Source organism: Streptomyces sp. NPDC053560 (assembly GCF_044544605.1).
GTDB lineage: Bacteria > Actinomycetota > Actinomycetes > Streptomycetales > Streptomycetaceae > Streptomyces.
Genome location: NZ_JBITXI010000016.1, coordinates 42105 through 59113, shown reverse-complemented (window position 1 = coordinate 59113; position 17009 = coordinate 42105). Strand labels below are relative to the sequence as shown.

Sequence of the window (17009 nt, the reverse complement as noted above, 5' to 3'; positions counted from 1 at the left end):
CGTTGTCAGTGCCGCCCGTTACCGTCTCGGACGTGTCCGCGCGCATCACCGACCCCGAACAGCTCAAGGAGCTGCTGGGCATCCCGTTCACCCCGGAGCAGCTGGCCTGCATCACGGCACCGCCCGCTCCGCAGGTGATCGTGGCCGGTGCCGGCTCCGGCAAGACGACGGTGATGGCCGCGCGCGTGGTGTGGCTGGTGGGCACCGGACAGGTCGCCCCCGAGCAGGTCCTCGGTCTGACGTTCACGAACAAGGCCGCGGGCGAGCTGGCCGAGCGGGTGCGCGCCGCCCTGCTCGCGGCCGGCGTGACCGACCCGGACCCGGCGCCGCCCGGTCACGGGAGCGCCGACGAAGCCCCCGGCGAGCCCCGTATCTCCACGTACCACGCCTTCGCCGGCCAGCTCCTGAAGGACCACGGGCTGCGCATCGGGGTCGAGCCCAGCGCCCGGCTGCTCGCCGACGCCACCCGCTTCCAGCTCGCCGCCCGGGTGCTGCGCGAAGCGCCGGGCCCGTATCCCGCGCTCACCACCTCGCTGCCCACCCTCGTGGAGGACCTCCTCGCCCTCGACGGTGAGCTGGCCGAGCACCTCGTCGCCCCCGAGGAGCTGCGCGCGTACGACACCCGGCTGCTCGCCGAGCTCGGCGCCGCCAAGCTCAGCAACGCCGAGCTGCGCAAGATCCCCGAGGCGGTGCAGGGCCGCCTGGAGCTGCTCGACCTGGTCGGCGCGTACCGCAGCGAGAAGCGCCGCCGCGACCTCCTCGACTTCGGCGACCAGATCGCCCTCTCCGCCACGCTCGCCACCACCCGCGCCGAGGTGGGCCGCCTGCTGCGCGAGGAGTTCGCCGTCGTTCTGCTGGACGAGTACCAGGACACCTCCGTGGCCCAGCGCCTGCTGCTCTCCGGACTCTTCGGCGGGGGCACCGGCCACGCCGTCACCGCCGTGGGCGACCCCTGCCAGGCCATCTACGGCTGGCGCGGCGCCTCGGTGGCCAACCTCGACGACTTCCCCCGGCACTTCCCGTTCGCCGACGGCAGCCCGGCGCGCCGCTTCGCGCTCAGCGAGAACCGCCGCAGCGGCGGCCGCCTGCTGGACCTCGCCAACGGCTTGGCCGCCCCGCTGCGCGAGCGCCACGAAGGCGTCGAGGCCCTGCGGCCCGCCCCGGGTGCCGAGCGCGACGGCGTCGTGCGCTGCGCCCTGCTGCCCACCCACGCCGACGAGATGCGCTGGCTCGCCGACTCCCTCGCCCATCTCGTCCGTACGGGCACGCCGCCCGGCGAGATCGCCGTCCTGTGCCGCACCGCCGGCGATTTCGCCCGCATCCAGGGCGAGCTGGTCGCCCGCGACGTCCCCGTGGAGGTCGTCGGCCTCTCCGGGCTGCTGCACCTCCCCGAGGTCGCCGACACGGTCGCCGTCTGCGAGGTGCTCCAGGACCCCACGGCCAACGCCGCCCTGGTCCGCCTCCTCGTGGGGCCGCGCTGGCGCATCGGCCCCCGGGACCTCGCCCTGCTGGGCCGCCTCGCCCGTACGCTCGTCCACCGCGACGGGCCCTCCGACGACCCCGAGCGGCGCCTCGCCGAGGCCGTCGAGGGCACCGACCCGGCGGAGGCCATCTCGCTCGCGGACGCCCTGGACACGTTCCTCGGGACGGACGCCGGCGCCCCGGGGGAGGACGGGCCGGGCGCCGCGCTGCCCTTCTCGGCCGCCGCGCGGGTTCGCTTCGCGCACCTCGCCGCCGAGCTGCGCGAGCTGCGCCGCTCGCTCGGGGACCCCCTGATGGACGTCCTGCACCGCGTCCTGGCCACCACGGGGCTGGACGTCGAGCTGTCCGCCTCCCCGCACGCCCTGGCCGCCCGCCGCCGCGAGACCCTGGGCTCCTTCCTCGACATCGCCGCGGGGTTCGCGGCCCTGGACGGCGAGGCCACGCTGCTGGCCTTCCTCGGGTTCCTGCGTACGGCCGTGCAACACGAGAAGGGCCTGGACAGCTCCCTCCCGGGCGGCGAGAACACCGTCAAGGTGCTGACCGCGCACAAGTCCAAGGGGCTGGAGTGGGACGTGGTCGCGGTCCCCGGGCTGGTCGAGAAGCAGTTCCCCAGCAGCCGGGCCCGCGAGTCCTGGACCAGCCAGGCCAAGGTGCTGCCGCACGCCCTGCGCGGTGATGCCGACACCCTCCCCGACGTACCGGAGTGGGACAGCCGCGGCCTGAAGGCCTTCAAGGAGGCGATGAAGGACCACCAGGCCACGGAAGAACTGCGCCTCGGGTACGTCACGTTCACCCGCCCGCGCTCCCTGCTGCTCGGCTCCGGCCACTGGTGGGGGCCCGACCAGAAGAGGCCCCGCGGCCCGTCCGCCTTCCTGGACGCGCTGCGCGCGCACTGCGAGGCGGGCCACGGCGAGATCGAGGAGTGGGCCGACCCGCCCGGGGAGGACGCGGAGAACCCCGCCCTCGTGGCCGCGGACGACGACGCAGGGGAGTGGCCGCTCCCGCTGGACCCGGAGGCGATGGCCCGCCGCCGGGCCGCGGCCGAAGCGGTACTGGCCCGGGTGCAGCGCCTGGAGCACGGCACGGAGCAGGTCGGGACGGACCTCTCCGCGGCACCGGAGGCCCCGGCCGGCCCCGGCCCGGCGGACGACCCGGAATGGCCGCCCGAGGAGCCCGCGTACGAGGACGAGGAGAGGTACGGCGATCCGTACGGCGAGGACGAGGCCTACGAGCCCCGGCACGGAGAGGACGACGAGGACGGGCCCCACGAGCCGCCGTACGGCGAGGACGGCACGTACGCCGCGCCGGACGACGCCTCGCACCCCGGCCACCCCGCACGCGCCGTCCCCGACCGCACCGGGCACACGCCCGCCGTTCCCGCCGCCCGGGACGGCGACGAGGCGGACGCCATGGCTTCGCTGGTCCCCGAGGAGCGGCGGGCCGTTGCGTCCTGGGACCGCGACCTGGACGCGCTGGCGGGCGAGCTGCGCCGGTCCCGGGCGCGCGTCCAGGAGGTGCCGCTGCCGTCCTCGCTCAGCGCCTCGCAGCTGATGCGGCTGGCCGCCGACCCGGACGGCTTCGCGCGCGAGCTGGCCCGGCCGATGCCGCGCCCCCCGCAGCCCGGCGCGCGCCGCGGCACCCGCTTCCACGCCTGGGTCGAGTCCCGCTTCGAGGAGCTGACGCTGCCGATGCTCGGCCCCGAGGAGCTGCCCGGCGCCGACGAGGAGACGCCGGCCGAGGAGGGCATCGCGGACGAGCGGGACCTCGCCGCCCTGAAGGAGGCGTTCGCGCGCACCCCGTATGCGCGGCGCACGCCGTACCGGGTGGAGGTGCCCGTCCAGCTCACCCTCGGGGGCCGCATCATCCGCGGCCGCATCGACGCCGTCTACCGGCTCGCCCCCGACCCGGAGGCGACGGACGGCCACGACGGCCCGGTGTACGAGATCGTCGACTGGAAGACCGGCCGCAGCCAGGACGCCGACCCGCTCCAGCTGGCCCTGTACCGCCTGGCCTGGGCGGAGCAGCGCGGCGTCCCGCTCACCGCCGTGCGGGCCGCCTTCCTGTACGTGCGCAGCGGCGAACTGGTCCGCCCCGCGGGGCTCCCCGGCCGCCGTGAGCTGGAACGCATCCTGCTGGGCGAGCCCCCGGGCGGCACCGACGGAACGGCCGCCGCACCGGGCGCGTACGGCGCCGACACGGCGTACCCGGCCGGTCACGCAGGCGAGACCGGCGACCGTACGACCCATACGGGCCGATAGGCTCAGGGGTATGAGCAGCACCCCGGACAGCGCTGTCCGCACGTACATCAGCAGCCGACGTGAGGCCTTCCTCGACGACCTCGGCGCCTGGCTGCGCATCCCCTCGGTGTCGGCCGACCCCGGCCACGCCCCCGATGTACGCCGCAGCGCCGAATGGCTGGTCGCGAAGCTCGCCGAGACCGGGTTCCCGACCGTCGAGATCTGGGAGACCGAGGGGCTGCCCGCGGTGTTCGCCGAGTGGCCGTCCGGTGATCCGGACGCCCCGACGGTGCTCGTCTACGGCCACCACGATGTGCAGCCCGCCGCCCTGGAGGACGGCTGGCACACCGACCCCTTCGAGCCGCACACCGCCGACGGCAAGCTGTACGCGCGCGGCGCGGCCGACGACAAGGGCCAGGTCTTCTTCCACACCCTCGGGGTGCGGGCGCACCTCGCCGCGACCGGCCGTACCGCCCCCGCCGTCAATCTCAAGCTGATCGTCGAGGGCGAGGAGGAGTCCGGTTCGCCGAACTTCCCCGCGCTGATCACCAAGCACGCGCACCGCCTCGCGTGCGACGCGGTGATCGTCTCCGACACCGGCATGTGGGCGGCGGAGACGCCGACCGTGTGCACGGGCATGCGCGGCCTCACCGACTGCCAGATCGACCTGTACGGGCCCGGCCAGGACATCCACTCGGGCTCCTTCGGCGGCGCCGTGCCGAACCCGGCCACCGAGGCGGCCAGGCTGGCCGCCGGGCTGCACGACGCGGACCGCAGGGTCGCCGTCCCCGGCTTCTACGAGGGCGTGGTCGAGCTCACCGAGCGGGAACGGGAGCTCTTCGCCGAGCTGCCCTTCGACGAGGAGGCGTGGCTGCGTACGGCGCATTCCCACGCCGCGCTCGGCGAGGCCGGTCACACCACCCTGGAGCGCATCTGGGCCCGCCCCACGGCCGAGGTCAACGGCATCGGCGGCGGCTATCAGGGCCCCGGCGGCAAGACCATCGTGCCGTCCCGGGCCCGGCTGAAGCTCTCCTTCCGGCTGGTCGCCGGCCAGGACGCGGCCGCCGTCCAGGAGGCCGTCCGCTCCTGGGTCGCCGAGCGGCTGCCGGCCGGCATCCGGCACGAGATCACCTTCTGGGGCGCCACCCGGCCCTGCCTGACCCCGCTGGACCACCCCGCCCTGCAGTCGGTCGCCCGCGCGATGGGCCGCGCCTTCGAGCAGAAGATCCGCTTCACCCGGGAGGGCGGTTCGGGGCCCGCCGCCGACCTCCAGGACGCGCTCGGCGCCCCGGTGCTCTTCCTCGGCATCTCCGTGCCCTCCGACGGCTGGCACGCGCCCAACGAGAAGGTCGAGCTGGACCTGCTCATGAAGGGCGTCGAGACCGCGGCGTACCTGTGGGGCGACCTGGCGGAGAACTGGCGCCCGGCATGACCCGACCACCGCGGCCGCGGCCCCCTGCCGGCCCGCGCCCCGCATCCGTACGCAGCCCGCACCTCTCGCACAGGGGGAGTTGGAAACACCAGTGACCACCCGGACCGATCACGACGCACACCGGCCCATCACCTTCAGCGCCGACAGCGGCATCGACCGCAGCGCGCATCACCGACTCGACGAGGCATGGCTCGCCGCGGCGTGGAGCCACCCGACGACGCGCGTCTTCGTGGTCTCCGGCGGCCAGGCCCTGGTGGACGACACCCCCGACGGCCGTACGGAACTGGTCATGACGCCCTCCTTCGAGGCGCCGATGACCGAGACCCACCGTTACTACCTCGGGCAGGACGAGGACGGCGTCCGCTACTTCGCGCTCCAGAAGGACTCGCTCCCTGGCCGCATGGACCAGTCCGCGCGCCCGGCGGGCCTGCGGGAAGCCGGTCTGCTGCTGTCCGAGCGCGACGCCGGCCTCCTCGTGCACGCCGTCGCCCTGGAGAACTGGCAGCGGCTGCACCGCTTCTGCTCGCGCTGCGGCGAGCGCACGGTCATCGCGGCGGCGGGCCACATCCGCCGCTGCCCGGCCTGCGGCGCCGAGCACTACCCGCGTACCGACCCGGCCGTGATCATGCTCGTCACCGACGAGGAGGACCGCGCGCTCCTGGGGCGGCAGGTGCACTGGCCCGAAGGCCGGTTCTCCACGCTCGCCGGCTTCGTGGAGCCGGGCGAGTCCATCGAGCAGTCGGTGCGGCGCGAGGTCTACGAAGAGGCCGGCGTGGTCGTCGGGGACGTCGAGTACGTCGCCAGCCAGCCCTGGCCCTTCCCCTCCAGCCTGATGCTCGGCTTCATGGCCCGTGCCACGCACCCCGAGATCCAGGTGGACGGCGAGGAGATCGAGGAGGCCCGCTGGTTCTCCCGCGAGGACCTGCGCGAGGCCTTCGAATCGGGCGAGGTCCTGCCGCCGTACGGCATCTCCATCGCGGCCCGCCTGATCGAGCTCTGGTACGGGAAGCCGCTGCCGAAGCCGTAGCTGCCGCGGGCATGCGCGAGGGCCGGAACCGTACGGTTCCGGCCCTCTGCGTGTCCGGCCTCACAGCGCGGGCCGCGCAATGGTGTGCGCGGGCCTCAGGCGGCGAGCTTCTCCTTGATCCACGCGAGCGGCGGGTTGCCCATCGCATGCTGCTCGCCGCCGGCCTCGGGGACCACGACGACGGTCGGCACCAGCTGGTTGCCGCCGTTCACGGTCTCCACGTACTTCGCGGACTCGGGGTCGTGCTCGATGTTGATCTCGGTGTACGCGATGCCCTCGCGGTCCATCTGGCTCTTGAGCCGACGGCAGTAACCGCACCAGGTGGTGCTGTACATCGTGACAGTGCCCGCCATGAGTCTCGCGCTCCTTCTTGCTGCTGCTTGGCGTGGTGCGGCGGATTGCCGCGACCGCAGTGGTTCAACGCGCACCTACCCCGGACCATTCCCCGGTCCTTCGGGGCGCTCGCGGGTGAGTATTCCCGCCTCCTTCCGGCGCTTCCCGCCCCGCGCGCTTCCGGCCCCTTCGGGACGTGCGCACAAGTACGACCACCGGCCGCGCCTGTGGACAACATTCCCGGCCGCCGCCACGGACCTGGCAGCATGGCGGGGTGACAGCAGCATCGGACCCCACCCTCTTCCCGCAGGCACCGTCGGCGACGAACTTCCCCGCCGCCCCGGCGGACGCCGACGCGGTGCTGGAAGGGCTCGACCCCGAGCAGCGCGAGGTCGCCACCGCGCTGCACGGCCCCGTCTGCGTGCTGGCCGGTGCGGGGACGGGCAAGACCCGCGCGATCACCCACCGCATCGCGTACGGCGTCCGCGCGGGCGTCCTCCAGCCCAACACCGTCCTCGCCGTCACCTTCACCAACCGCGCGGCGGGCGAGATGCGCGGCCGGCTGCGCCAGCTCGGCGCCGCCGGCGTCCAGGCTCGTACGTTCCACTCCGCCGCGCTGCGCCAGCTCCAGTACTTCTGGCCCAAGGCGGTCGGCGGCGAGGTCCCCCGGCTGCTGGACCGCAAGGTCCAGCTGGTCGCCGAGGCCGGCGCCCGCTCCGGTATCCGGCTGGACCGCACCGAGCTGCGTGACGTCACCGGCGAGATCGAATGGTCCAAGGTCACCCAGACCGTCCCCGCCGACTACCCGGCAGCCGTAGCCAAGGCCACCCGTGAGGCCCCCCGCGACCCCGCCGAGATCGCCCAGATCTACCGCACCTACGAGGACCTCAAGCGGGGCCGCGGCGTCATCGACTTCGAGGACGTGCTGCTGCTCACCGTCGGCGTGCTCCAGGACCGCCCCGACATCGCCGAGCAGGTCCGCTCCCAGTACCAGCACTTCGTCGTCGACGAGTACCAGGACGTCAGCCCCCTCCAGCAGCGCCTCCTGGAGCTGTGGCTCGGCGACCGCGACAGCCTCTGCGTGGTCGGCGACGCCAGCCAGACGATCTACAGCTTCACCGGCGCCACCCCCGACCACCTGCTCAACTTCCGTACCCGCCACCCCGGCGCGACGGTCGTGAAGCTGGTCCGCGACTACCGCTCCAGCCCCCAGGTCGTCCACCTCGCCAACGGCCTCCTGTCGCAGGCCAGCGGCCGCGCCGCCGAGCACCGCCTGGAGCTGGTCTCCCAGCGCGAGGCCGGCCCGGACCCGGTCCATGTGGAGTACGGCGACGAGCCCGCCGAGGCGGAGGGCACGGCGCGCCGCATCCGCGACCTGATCGCCTCCGGCGTGCCCGCGGGCGAGATAGCCGTCCTCTTCCGTATCAACGCCCAGTCCGAGGTCTACGAACAGGCGCTGGCCGACGCGGGCGTGCCGTACCAGCTCCGTGGGGCCGAGCGGTTCTTCGAGCGCCCGGAGGTGCGCGAGGCCGGTCACAAGCTGCGCGCGGCCGCCCGCTTCGGGGGGAACGACGCGCTGCTGGACGATGCCCAGGACCTGCCCTCGGAGGTGCGGGCCGTCCTGAGCGAGATGGGCTGGGGCGACCGGCCGCCGGCCGGCTCCGGCGCCGTGCGCGACCGCTGGGAGTCGCTGGCGGCGCTGGTCCGGCTCGCCGAGGACTTCGCCCGGGCGCGCCGCGAGGCCACCCTCGCCGACCTGGTCGCCGAGCTGGACGAGCGGGCGAGTGCCCAGCACGCCCCGACCGTCGACGGTGTGACGCTCGCCTCGCTGCACGCCGCCAAGGGCCTGGAGTGGGACGCGGTCTTCCTGGTTGGCCTCACCGACGGCATGCTGCCGATCACGTACGCCAAGACGGACGAGCAGCTGGAGGAGGAGCGCCGTCTGCTGTACGTGGGCATTACCCGCGCGCGGCGCCATCTGAGCCTCTCGTGGGCCCTCTCGCGTTCTCCCGGCGGCCGGGCCCACCGGAGCGCCAGCCGCTTCCTGAAAGGCCTGCGGCCGGGCTCCGGGGCCGTGGGGCACCGCTCGCCCGGCGGGGGCGGCGGCATCGAGCGGGGCGTCGGCGGCACGGCTGCCCGGGGCGAGGAGCGGGAGGCGGTCCGCCGCACGCGGCGCGGGCCGATCCGCTGCCGGGTGTGCGGCCGGGTGCTCTCCGACGGCGGCGAGATCAAGCTGATGCGCTGCGAGGACTGCCCCTCCGAGCTGGACGAGGGGCTGTACGAGCGGCTGCGGGACTGGCGCGAGGGTCAGGCCGCTGCGCTGGGCCAGCCGGCATTCTGCGTCTTCACCGACAAGACGCTGATGGCGATCGCCGAGGCCGTGCCGGGAACCGAACAGGAGCTGGCGGGCATCCCTGGAGTTGTACGGCGCAAGCTCGGCAGATTCGGTGCCGACGTCCTGGCCCTGTGCGCGGGGGAGGAACTCCCGGGTGGAGAACTCGCGGCGGGCCGGGCCGAAGGTGACGAGGACGCTGCGGAATGAAGGCTTCCGGGGAACGTCTCCGATGACGCGGAAAAGTCGTCGGAAAAATAGTTTGCGCGCGCGGAGCGCATCCCCATAGCCTTCGGAAGCACGGAGACAACGGGCCTTCCGAGAACCGTTGGATTCGTGCTGTACTGAACAACCCGGACCGGTTCGCGCCGGTCCCCGAAGACGCCGAAAGGAGGCGAGACCAGTGATCAGCTTCATCGAGACCCAGAAAATGACCGATCTCTCGGTCGTCGCCACCTGCCCGCTCGGCTCTTCGCTCCGTGGCACCGGTCTGTCCGGAGCCGGCCTGTCCGGTTCCGTCCGCCTGTCCGGCGTCGCGGCCCCGCGTCCCGCGTCCCTCGCGATTCTCCCGATTCGCGAGCGCAGCGAGCGACCGACCGAGGCACCTGAGGTAGCAGCAGCGGCAAACGCGCATGCCTTTGCCTTCGCGGCGGCCAATGGTGCCGAATCCCTGACGCAGTACGGCACGACCGAGTACACGCAGCAGAACGACATGTGGGCCTTCCGCGGGCTCGAACCCTGGAGTGATCCAGCCTGATCGGCGAGATCAGGTCGGCACCTTCCAGGGCCGCGGAACCCACACCGGGATCCGCGGCCCTTTTGTTTGTCCTCCGCAGCCGGCGGAGGACGCGATACGACAGCCCAGCCACCAGCCGGGCCGAACAGACGAGGAACACACCACCGTGCAACTCCAGACGCACACCCCGTCCGTCGCCACCGACCTGATTCCCCCGCCCGACGCCCAGGAGAACTCCTTGCTTCCCCTCACCGAGCTCGACGACGAGATCGACCGCCTCGGCGCCGCCGTTCCGTGTCGTACCTACGACCCGGAGGTTTTCTTCGCCGAATCCCCGGCCGACGTCGAGTACGCCAAGTCGCTGTGCCAGACCTGTCCGGTGCGCGAGGCCTGCCTGGCCGGCGCCAAGGACCGCCGCGAGCCCTGGGGTGTCTGGGGCGGTGAGCTCTTCGTCCAGGGCGTTGTCGTCCCCCGGAAGCGCCCGCGTGGCCGTCCGCGCAAGAACCCGGTCGCGGCATGAACACCACCGGCACAGGAACGATCGACCGTCCCGTCACCCGGGACCCCCAGAAGCAGGATCCGACGATGAACCCATCCCTCACCGACATGCCCGCCCCCGCGAACTCCGGCGCGAACGAGCGTCGCCAGAACAGGACCCGCGAAATGCAACTCATCCCAGAAGCCCTGGCTCGCGCGCATATCCATGAGAGGTTGCGCGAGGCCGAGAGGGACCGCAGAGCTCACCGGCTCGCCACGGCCCGCCGCATGCAGCGGCGTGCCGAACGCGCCTCGCTCCGCGCCCGCCGCGCCCTGGCCATGGCCGTCATGCAGTGACTGCCCCCGAGCCGTTCGACTCACATGGCGCGCCCCACGCCCTTCCCGGGCAGTGCGGCGCGCTATGCGCTTTTCCGAGCGATGACGGGGGAGGGAGACCCGGGGGAGACCAAGGGCATGGGGGAGCGGAAAGCACGTAAACGTGCGCCGTGGCTTCCGTTCCATGCGCCCGTTGGATGGCACATGCACCCGATGGTCGAACTGTGCGCCGGGTCGCCCGCACCGTGCGCCGGAAAGGCGAACCCGTGCTCCGACACGATCCGCATTACCAGTGTCTTCTGCACGTATTGTCGGCCTTGACGGAGATATCGTCGGGCAGTGGACGACGAGACGCATGAGCGGGCGGAGTTGACCGGCAAAACCGACCGGGAGGGCGGCACCCTCAGAACGGACGCACACCCCCGAACGACGGACCCACACCCCGGACGGACGGCTCCGAACTCCGGAACGCCGGACCCGCGCCCCGCACCGAATGACACGCCCGAGAGCGGCGAAACGTTCGGGCCCGAGGAGACCACGGTTTGTGCCCGATGCGGCGCCGTGACCGACGGCACCCCGCCGACCTGGACCTGCTCCGTCGAAAACGGCACCCGCCGCTACTTCTGCGAAGCCTGCGCCCGAACCCACCTGCGGGCCATCGAATCCCGCCTGGACTCGGCCTGGTGGTGACCCCACCGCCCCCTGTCAAGCAGCCGCCCGCACGGCAATGGCCCTGACCCGCCCCTCCGGGGCCGCCCCGGCTCCCGAGGGCCGGGGACGGGGGCCGGAGTCACCTGGTGCGGAGGGTCAGGCGGAGGACTCTTCGGCGGTGTCCTCCTCCGTGGCATGTGCTTCCGTGGTGTGTGCCTCCGTGGTCTCGGGGCTGGTCTCGGGACCGGTCTCGGGACCGGTCTCGGCACTGGTGTCGCGGGTGGCCTGGGTGGGGATCGGGGCGGACTCGGGGTCCGGCACGGGGATCGGGGCGGGCTGGACGAAGCCCGGGAGCCAGCTGATGAGTTCGTCCCGGAGCCGGACCGTCGCACCCAGCTGACACAGCACGCCGATCGTGCTCAGCGTCACCCGGTGTATGAGGAGGTACGACGGCGGGAGGTTCAGCTGCTTGCCCAGCTGGTGGGCGGGGGAGCGGGGGTCGGCGATCCGGGTGGCCTGGTTCCGGATCCAGCCGCGTGTGAAGGTGAACTCCTCGGCCTGGGCCGGCTCGATGATCGGAAGCAGGTAGTCCAGGACCGCGTCCGGTTCCAGCTCGATGGAGTCCTTGACGAACCCCTCCTCGCACAGCAGCTCGTAGACCTCATCGGCCCGGCCGTCCAGCGTCATCCGCAGCGACGTACCGATCGTGGGCGGCAGCCCGTCGGGCAGTCGGTCGACGGTGCCGAAGTCCAGCACCCCCAGCTGCCACTCCTCCGGCGGTCCGTCGGGTGCGTCACCGGTCAGCAGGCGGAAGTTGCCCGGGTGCGGGTCGGCGTGCAGCAGGCCCGTACGCGCGGTGCCGGAGAAGAGGAAGCGGGCCAGCAACTGCCCGGCACGGTTCCGCTGCTCGGGCGTACCGTGCGAGACGATCTCGGAGAGCGGGATTCCCTCCATCCACTCCGTGACCAGTACCTCGTCACCCTGGTGGACGACGGCCGGCACGACGACGTCCGGGTCGCCGGCGAACTCCTCGGCGTACGTCCGCTGGGCTGCCGCCTCCAGGCCGTAGTCCAGCTCCTCCGAGACCCGGTCGCGCAGCTCGGTGATCAGCGGCTTGACGTCCATGCCGGGCACCAGCGGCCCCAGCAGCCGTGCGAACCGCCCCAGTTGAGCGAGATCGGAGAGCAACGCCTCGCCGGCGCCCGGGTACTGCACTTTCACCGCGACCTCGCGGCCGTCGTGCCAGACCGCCCGGTGCACCTGCCCGATCGAGGCCGCGGCCGAGGGCTTGTCGTCGAACTCCGCGAACAGCTCCCGCCAGTCCTCCCCGAGCCGCTGGGCGAGAACTGTGTGCACGGTGGCCGAGGGCAGCGGCGGGGCCGCCTCCTGCAGCTTGGTCAGTGCGGCACGGTAAGGCCCGGCGATCTCCTCAGGCAGCGCCGACTCGAACACCGACAGCGCCTGCCCGAACTTCATGGCACCGCCCTTGAGCTGGCCCAGCGTCGCGAAAAGCTGCTCGGCGGTGCGCTGCTGGAGCTCGGTGGCGATCATCTCCGCCGGGCGTCCGCCGATGCGCTTGCCCAGTCCGAGTGCGGTGCGCCCGGCGAAGCCCAGGGGGAGGGCGGCGAGCTTGGCCGTCCGCACGACGGCCTTGCGCGGCAGATCAGACATGTGCGCGTCCTCCCAAGATCCCCGCTCCGGCGGGGCGCGTTGTTCCCACGAGTCAGGTCAGTGCTCGGTCAATCGGGTTGCTCGGGTCAATCGGGCTGGTCGGATCAATCGAGGGGCGGATCGGCCGGACCGGCCCCACCGGGGGCCCGTGGCACCGGTCGCACCCTTCGGGACGGCCGGGACGGTCGGTCGAGGGGAAGGCGGCGGACGTGTCGGCTCGGTGTGGTGCCGCCATGTGCCCCTCCAACTCGCTCCGGTCCCCTGTGGGGTTACTCCGTCATTGTGGCGTGTCGGGGACGAGGATCCGAGGCGGCTGCGGTGGCAGGGGAGCGCGCCGCGCCACAGACGCACTCAGGATGCGCCTCGATCCGATCGATGTCCCAGCTCGTACAGGGGAGCGCAAGCTCTGTCCGTGCGCCCGTACAGGGTGGCAGATACCCGTCGAGGAAGGTCAGGACCTGTGTCGCGGCGAGCCCTGCCACCGTCGTCGCCAGCGCCGCGTCACACGCGGGAACGGCCGGGGCGGCGCGGCCGGAGCGCCACTGGGCCAGCAGTCGCGGCCAGGCCGGTTCGACCTCCGTGCGGCGCAGCTCCCAGCAGCCGGCGCAGGCCGTGTCCCCGGGGAGCACCAGCGGCCCCACCACTCCCGTGGCCTCGACGACGCCTGCGTACAGATGCGGTATGCCGGAGGTGAGGAGCGGTTCGGCGAGCCGGGGGTCGGGGGCGTAGGCGGCCAGGCCGTCGCGCGGAGCGAGCACTGTCAGGACGAGAGGGCCCGGCTCGCCGATCCGTTCCTCACCTGAGGGCGGTGTGGTGCCGGACGGCGCGGCTCCGGGCGAGGAGCGGGGGCGCTTGGTCCATGGAGAGCATTCGTTGACCAGGCGCCGGGCGGAGACGTCCCGGCGTGCGCCGACGCGGTCGGCGGAGAAGCCGGCGGGCAGCACGTCCCACGGCTCGACCCGGCCGCCGTCCAGCACCTCCACCTGCCCGACGCCCGCCGCGGAGAGCAGCGCCGCGATCGACGCGCCCACCCGGCCCGTACCGCGTACGCGGACCCGCGCCGAGCGGCGTGCCCACATCCGTTCGTCCGGACCCGTCCTGTCGCGATGGTGCACCGACAGGCCGGCCAGGTCCGGGCGCAGCCGGTCGAACGCGGGGAGGTCGGTCGGGAGCGCTTCGCCGACCGGGGTGGCGGGCGTCGGGGTGTCCAGCAGCCCGGCGGCGTCCAGGCGGTGCACCACTTCTCTGGTGTGCTCCGGCGGCAGCTGCAGCGCGGTGGCCTCACGCTCCAACTGCTCGACGCTGCGGGTGCCGTCGATCAGGCTCAGCAGACTGCCGGTCGCGCTGTCCACGGGGCCCATCACCACGGCATGGGCCGGTGCGACGCCGAAGCGCACGGTGGAGCTGTCCCGCCAGCCGCGCCGCAGGGCGGGCTTGAGCATCGGCCGCGGACCAGAACGTGAAGCCGGACGAGTGGTGGAAGAAGAGAGGGACGGGGAAGAGGGAGGGGCGTGTGGCGTCGTCGGGTGTGGGTGTCGCATGTCGTCCCCCGTTGGTGTGGTGCTGGTCGGTGTGTGACCGGGCGGTGGTGCGGATGCGACGTGGGGCTCGCGGAGACGCCTGCCGGTCGTTCGCCGAGGCCCGGATCTGTCGCACGGATCGAGCATGCGGCAAGTGCCTGGGCCGGCGCCCGAAGTTGTCCACAGGCGGCGGAGATAGTCGTACTAACGTCGAGTGTCTCTGTGTACCAGTGCCGGGCGTCCGCGTACTCGTCATGGAGGGATTCGCCGGCAACCCGGCTCGGGGACGGGACTTCCCCCGCCGCCAACAGGTAACGTCGGGGCGTGCCCGCCGACCCACTGCAACGTGCCGCCGACCCGCAGCGCCGGAACGCCGCGAGCCCGCAGGGCAGCGGCGCCACGACCAGCGCGGTCGAGGTGCGCAGAAGCTCACGGCGGCGGCGGACTGTCTCGGCGTACAGGGAGGGCGACCGGACGGTCGTCCTGATCCCGGCCCGGATGTCCGAGGCCGAGGAGCGCCGCTGGGTGACGGTCATGCTGGACAAGCTGGCCGCGCAGGAGAGCAAGCGGATCCTGGGCGACGACGAGCTCGCCGAGCGCGCCGAGCGGCTGTCGGCGCAGTACCTGGGCGGCCGGGCGCGCCCCGCTTCGGTGCGCTGGGTCACCAATCAGAACACCCGCTGGGGATCGTGCACCCCCGCCGAGGGCAGCATCCGGCTCTCGCACCGGCTCCAGGGCATGCCGGAGTACGTCATCGACTACGTGCTGCTGCACGAGCTGGCCCACCTGCTCGTCCCCGGGCACGGCCCCAGCTTCTGGGAGCTGTTGACGTCCTACCCCCGTACGGAGCGGGCGCGCGGCTACCTGGAAGGGGTGGTCGCCGCCGGCCGGCTGCCGCACCTGCCCGCCGCGCGCAGCGAATGAGCCGCACGGCGCTCCCGGGATTTTCGTGACCGAACCGTCGAACCCCGGCATCGTCCCGTGTCCGAGCCAGCCGTTAGCCTGACGCGCAACGCAATCAAGCTCGGATGGGGGACGGTCGTTACGTATGGCCAGGGAATTCCAACGGGGCCACAAGGCCAGGATCAGTGACCTGACCGCGGGTACGGATCTGTACGTGGGCGTACAGATCGCCGCTCCCGGTCTGACCTTCGACATCAGCTGTTTCGGCCTGGACGCCGACGAACGGCTGTCCGACGACCGGTACTTCGTCTTCTTCAACCAGCCGAAGTCGCCCGAGGAGTCCCTCCAGCAGCTCGGCCCTCAGGCCGGCGACACCGAGTCCTTCCGGGTCACGCTCGACCGGATCCCGCAGCACATCCAGAAGCTGTCCTTCACCGCGGCGATCGACGGCGCGGGCCAGATGTCGCAGATCGGCCCGGGCTACATCCGCATCGTCGCCGGGGGGCAGGAGGTCGCGCGCTACTCCTTCACGGGCGCGGAGTTCAGCACGGAGCGTGCTGTCATGCTCGGCGACTTCTACATGAAGGACGTGTGGCGCTTCGCCGCCGTCGGGCAGGGCTTCGACGGCGGGCTGGAAGCGCTGCTGAGGAACTTCGGCGGCGAGGTCGCCGAGGAGGCCGAGGCCGCGCCGCAGCCGGACGCCGCGCCCGGCTTCGCCCCGCCCGCAGCCGCCGAGCCGCCGCCCGCTTTCGCGCCGCCCGCCGCTTCCGAACCGGCCCCGGACTTCGGCGTCCCGGCCCAGCAGTCGGCCGCCCCGGCGCCCGTGCCGCCGCACGCCACGCAGCCGGAGCCCGTCGCCCAGCAGCCGGACGTGCCGCAGCAGTACCCGGCTCCTCAGGCACACGTCGCCCCGCAGCATCAGGCACCCCAGCCGCCCGTCGCCCCGCAGGGCGACCAGCAGGCGCAGATGCACGCGGCCCCGACGATTGCCGCGCCCATGGCGCCGCCCGCAGCAACGCCTCCGCCCCAGGCCCCCTACGGAGCGCAGATCCAGCCCGCTCCGTACGGGGCTCCGGGAGCGCACCCGGGGCAGCCGGTGCCGCCGCCCGGCCAGCCCGGCCCGTACGGCCAGCAGCCGCCCGCCTACGGGCAGCCGGCGCCGCAGGGAAGCGGCGCTTACGCCGTGCCGCAGCAGGGTGCGGGAGCGGGTCTGGAGGCCTCGCTGCAGAAGTACCGGGAGGCCGCCACCGGGCAGCGCTGGACGCCGCAGAGCGAGAAGCTGATCCGCGCCGACCTCGGCATCGACGGACAGCCGGTGCTCGCCCGGCAGGGCAGCATGGTGCTCTACCAGGGCAAGGTCGACTTCAGCTACAAGGGAGCCGGCTTCCGCGGCCGCATCGTGGGCAACGCCACCGGCCAGGAGATGCAGCTGATGCGCTGCTCCGGCCAGGGCCAGGTCTTCTTCGCCGAGAACAGCGCTCACGTGCACCCGATCGAACTGCAGGGCGACGCCATCTGCGTCAACGCCGAGAGCGTGCTCGCCTTCGACGAGTCGCTGCAGCACGAGGTGCGGCGCATCGAAGGGCACGGCATCCCCGGGGGCGCGCTGTTCACGATGCAGTTCCAGGGCACCGGCACGGTCGTCGTGAAGACCTCCGGTACGCCCGTCGTCCTGCCCGTCACGCCGACCACCTTCGCGGACGCCAACGCCATCGTCGCGTGGTCCGCCGCGTCCCAGGTGATCGTCTCCAGCCAGGTGCGGCTGCGCCGCAACGCGTACCCCGGGCACTCCGGCGAGACCGTGAACCTGCAGTTCCGGGGCGCCCCCGGCAACTTCATCGTCGTCCAGCCCTACGAGGTCTGAGGGAGCCC

General features: G+C 73.0%; 13 protein-coding genes. 10 read left to right on the top strand and 3 right to left on the bottom strand.

Annotated elements, in window-relative coordinates:
- The first annotated feature begins 32 nt into the window (after positions 1-32).
- The 3 genes from ACIGQF_RS32535 to nudC all read left to right on the top strand — a co-directional run bounded on the left by ACIGQF_RS32535 (position 33) and on the right by nudC (position 6178).
- Positions 33-3740, top strand: a complete 3708-nt coding sequence (locus ACIGQF_RS32535) for a UvrD-helicase domain-containing protein (protein ID WP_399717805.1) — start codon at positions 33-35, stop codon at positions 3738-3740.
- A 10-nt stretch (positions 3741-3750) separates the two neighbouring features.
- Positions 3751-5151, top strand: coding sequence for a dipeptidase (locus ACIGQF_RS32530; protein ID WP_399717803.1), 1401 nt, complete (start codon positions 3751-3753; stop codon positions 5149-5151).
- A 91-nt stretch (positions 5152-5242) separates the two neighbouring features.
- Positions 5243-6178: an NAD(+) diphosphatase gene (gene nudC / locus ACIGQF_RS32525; protein WP_399717801.1), complete on the top strand. Its 936-nt coding sequence runs from the start codon at positions 5243-5245 to the stop codon at positions 6176-6178.
- A 95-nt stretch (positions 6179-6273) separates the two neighbouring features.
- Here nudC and ACIGQF_RS32520 read toward each other — a convergent pair whose 3' ends face one another.
- On the bottom strand, positions 6274-6531 hold the full coding sequence (locus ACIGQF_RS32520) for a mycoredoxin (protein WP_399717798.1): 258 nt from the start codon (positions 6529-6531) through the stop codon (positions 6274-6276).
- A gap of 176 nt (positions 6532-6707) precedes the next feature.
- Here ACIGQF_RS32520 and ACIGQF_RS32515 point away from each other — a divergent pair, with 176 nt between their 5' ends.
- From ACIGQF_RS32515 to ACIGQF_RS32495, 5 genes are all read left to right on the top strand, one after another.
- The gene (locus tag ACIGQF_RS32515; RefSeq protein WP_399717795.1) at positions 6708-9053 is read left to right on the top strand and encodes an ATP-dependent DNA helicase UvrD2; all 2346 of its coding nucleotides are present in this window, start codon (positions 6708-6710) and stop codon (positions 9051-9053) included.
- 193 nt (positions 9054-9246) lie between these two features.
- Entirely contained in the window at positions 9247-9600 is a 354-nt protein-coding gene (locus ACIGQF_RS32510) for a hypothetical protein (protein ID WP_399717793.1), read from the top strand.
- A gap of 145 nt (positions 9601-9745) precedes the next feature.
- Positions 9746-10099: a WhiB family transcriptional regulator gene (locus ACIGQF_RS32505; RefSeq protein ID WP_399717790.1), complete on the top strand. Its 354-nt coding sequence runs from the start codon at positions 9746-9748 to the stop codon at positions 10097-10099.
- On the top strand, positions 10096-10413 hold the full coding sequence (locus ACIGQF_RS32500; RefSeq protein ID WP_361563895.1) for a hypothetical protein: 318 nt from the start codon (positions 10096-10098) through the stop codon (positions 10411-10413). Before ACIGQF_RS32505 ends, ACIGQF_RS32500 begins: the two co-directional genes overlap by 4 nt.
- 318 nt (positions 10414-10731) lie before the next feature.
- Positions 10732-11082, top strand: coding sequence for a hypothetical protein (locus ACIGQF_RS32495; protein ID WP_399717787.1), 351 nt, complete (start codon positions 10732-10734; stop codon positions 11080-11082).
- Between the two features lie 117 nt (positions 11083-11199).
- Here the strand turns inward: ACIGQF_RS32495 and ACIGQF_RS32490 are convergent, their stop codons facing one another.
- Positions 11200-12714, bottom strand: coding sequence for an ABC1 kinase family protein (locus ACIGQF_RS32490; protein ID WP_399717785.1), 1515 nt, complete (start codon positions 12712-12714; stop codon positions 11200-11202).
- A 269-nt stretch (positions 12715-12983) separates the two neighbouring features.
- The gene (locus ACIGQF_RS32485; RefSeq protein WP_399717783.1) at positions 12984-14156 is read right to left on the bottom strand and encodes a ThiF family adenylyltransferase; all 1173 of its coding nucleotides are present in this window, start codon (positions 14154-14156) and stop codon (positions 12984-12986) included.
- Positions 14157-14558: 402 nt separating this feature from the next.
- Between ACIGQF_RS32485 and ACIGQF_RS32480 the strand changes: the two genes are divergently transcribed.
- Both ACIGQF_RS32480 and ACIGQF_RS32475 read left to right on the top strand, forming a co-directional pair.
- Complete coding sequence (locus tag ACIGQF_RS32480) at positions 14559-15158, top strand: M48 family metallopeptidase (protein WP_399717781.1); 600 nt, start codon at positions 14559-14561, stop codon at positions 15156-15158.
- Positions 15159-15282: 124 nt separating this feature from the next.
- Complete coding sequence (locus tag ACIGQF_RS32475) at positions 15283-17001, top strand: TerD family protein (RefSeq protein ID WP_399717778.1); 1719 nt, start codon at positions 15283-15285, stop codon at positions 16999-17001.
- Positions 17002-17009 lie beyond the last annotated feature (8 nt).

What these genes read in the sequence shown, in the direction of transcription:
- ACIGQF_RS32475 (WP_399717778.1), top strand. Translation starts at nt 15,283, where the DNA reads ATGGCCAGGGAATTCCAACGGGGCCACAAGGCCAGGATCAGTGACCTG.
- ACIGQF_RS32485 (WP_399717783.1), bottom strand. Translation starts at nt 14,156, where the DNA reads ATGCTCAAGCCCGCCCTGCGGCGCGGCTGGCGGGACAGCTCCACCGTG.
- ACIGQF_RS32520 (WP_399717798.1), bottom strand. Translation starts at nt 6,531, where the DNA reads ATGGCGGGCACTGTCACGATGTACAGCACCACCTGGTGCGGTTACTGC.
- ACIGQF_RS32530 (WP_399717803.1), top strand. Translation starts at nt 3,751, where the DNA reads ATGAGCAGCACCCCGGACAGCGCTGTCCGCACGTACATCAGCAGCCGA.
- ACIGQF_RS32490 (WP_399717785.1), bottom strand. Translation starts at nt 12,714, where the DNA reads ATGTCTGATCTGCCGCGCAAGGCCGTCGTGCGGACGGCCAAGCTCGCC.
- ACIGQF_RS32500 (WP_361563895.1), top strand. Translation starts at nt 10,096, where the DNA reads ATGAACACCACCGGCACAGGAACGATCGACCGTCCCGTCACCCGGGAC.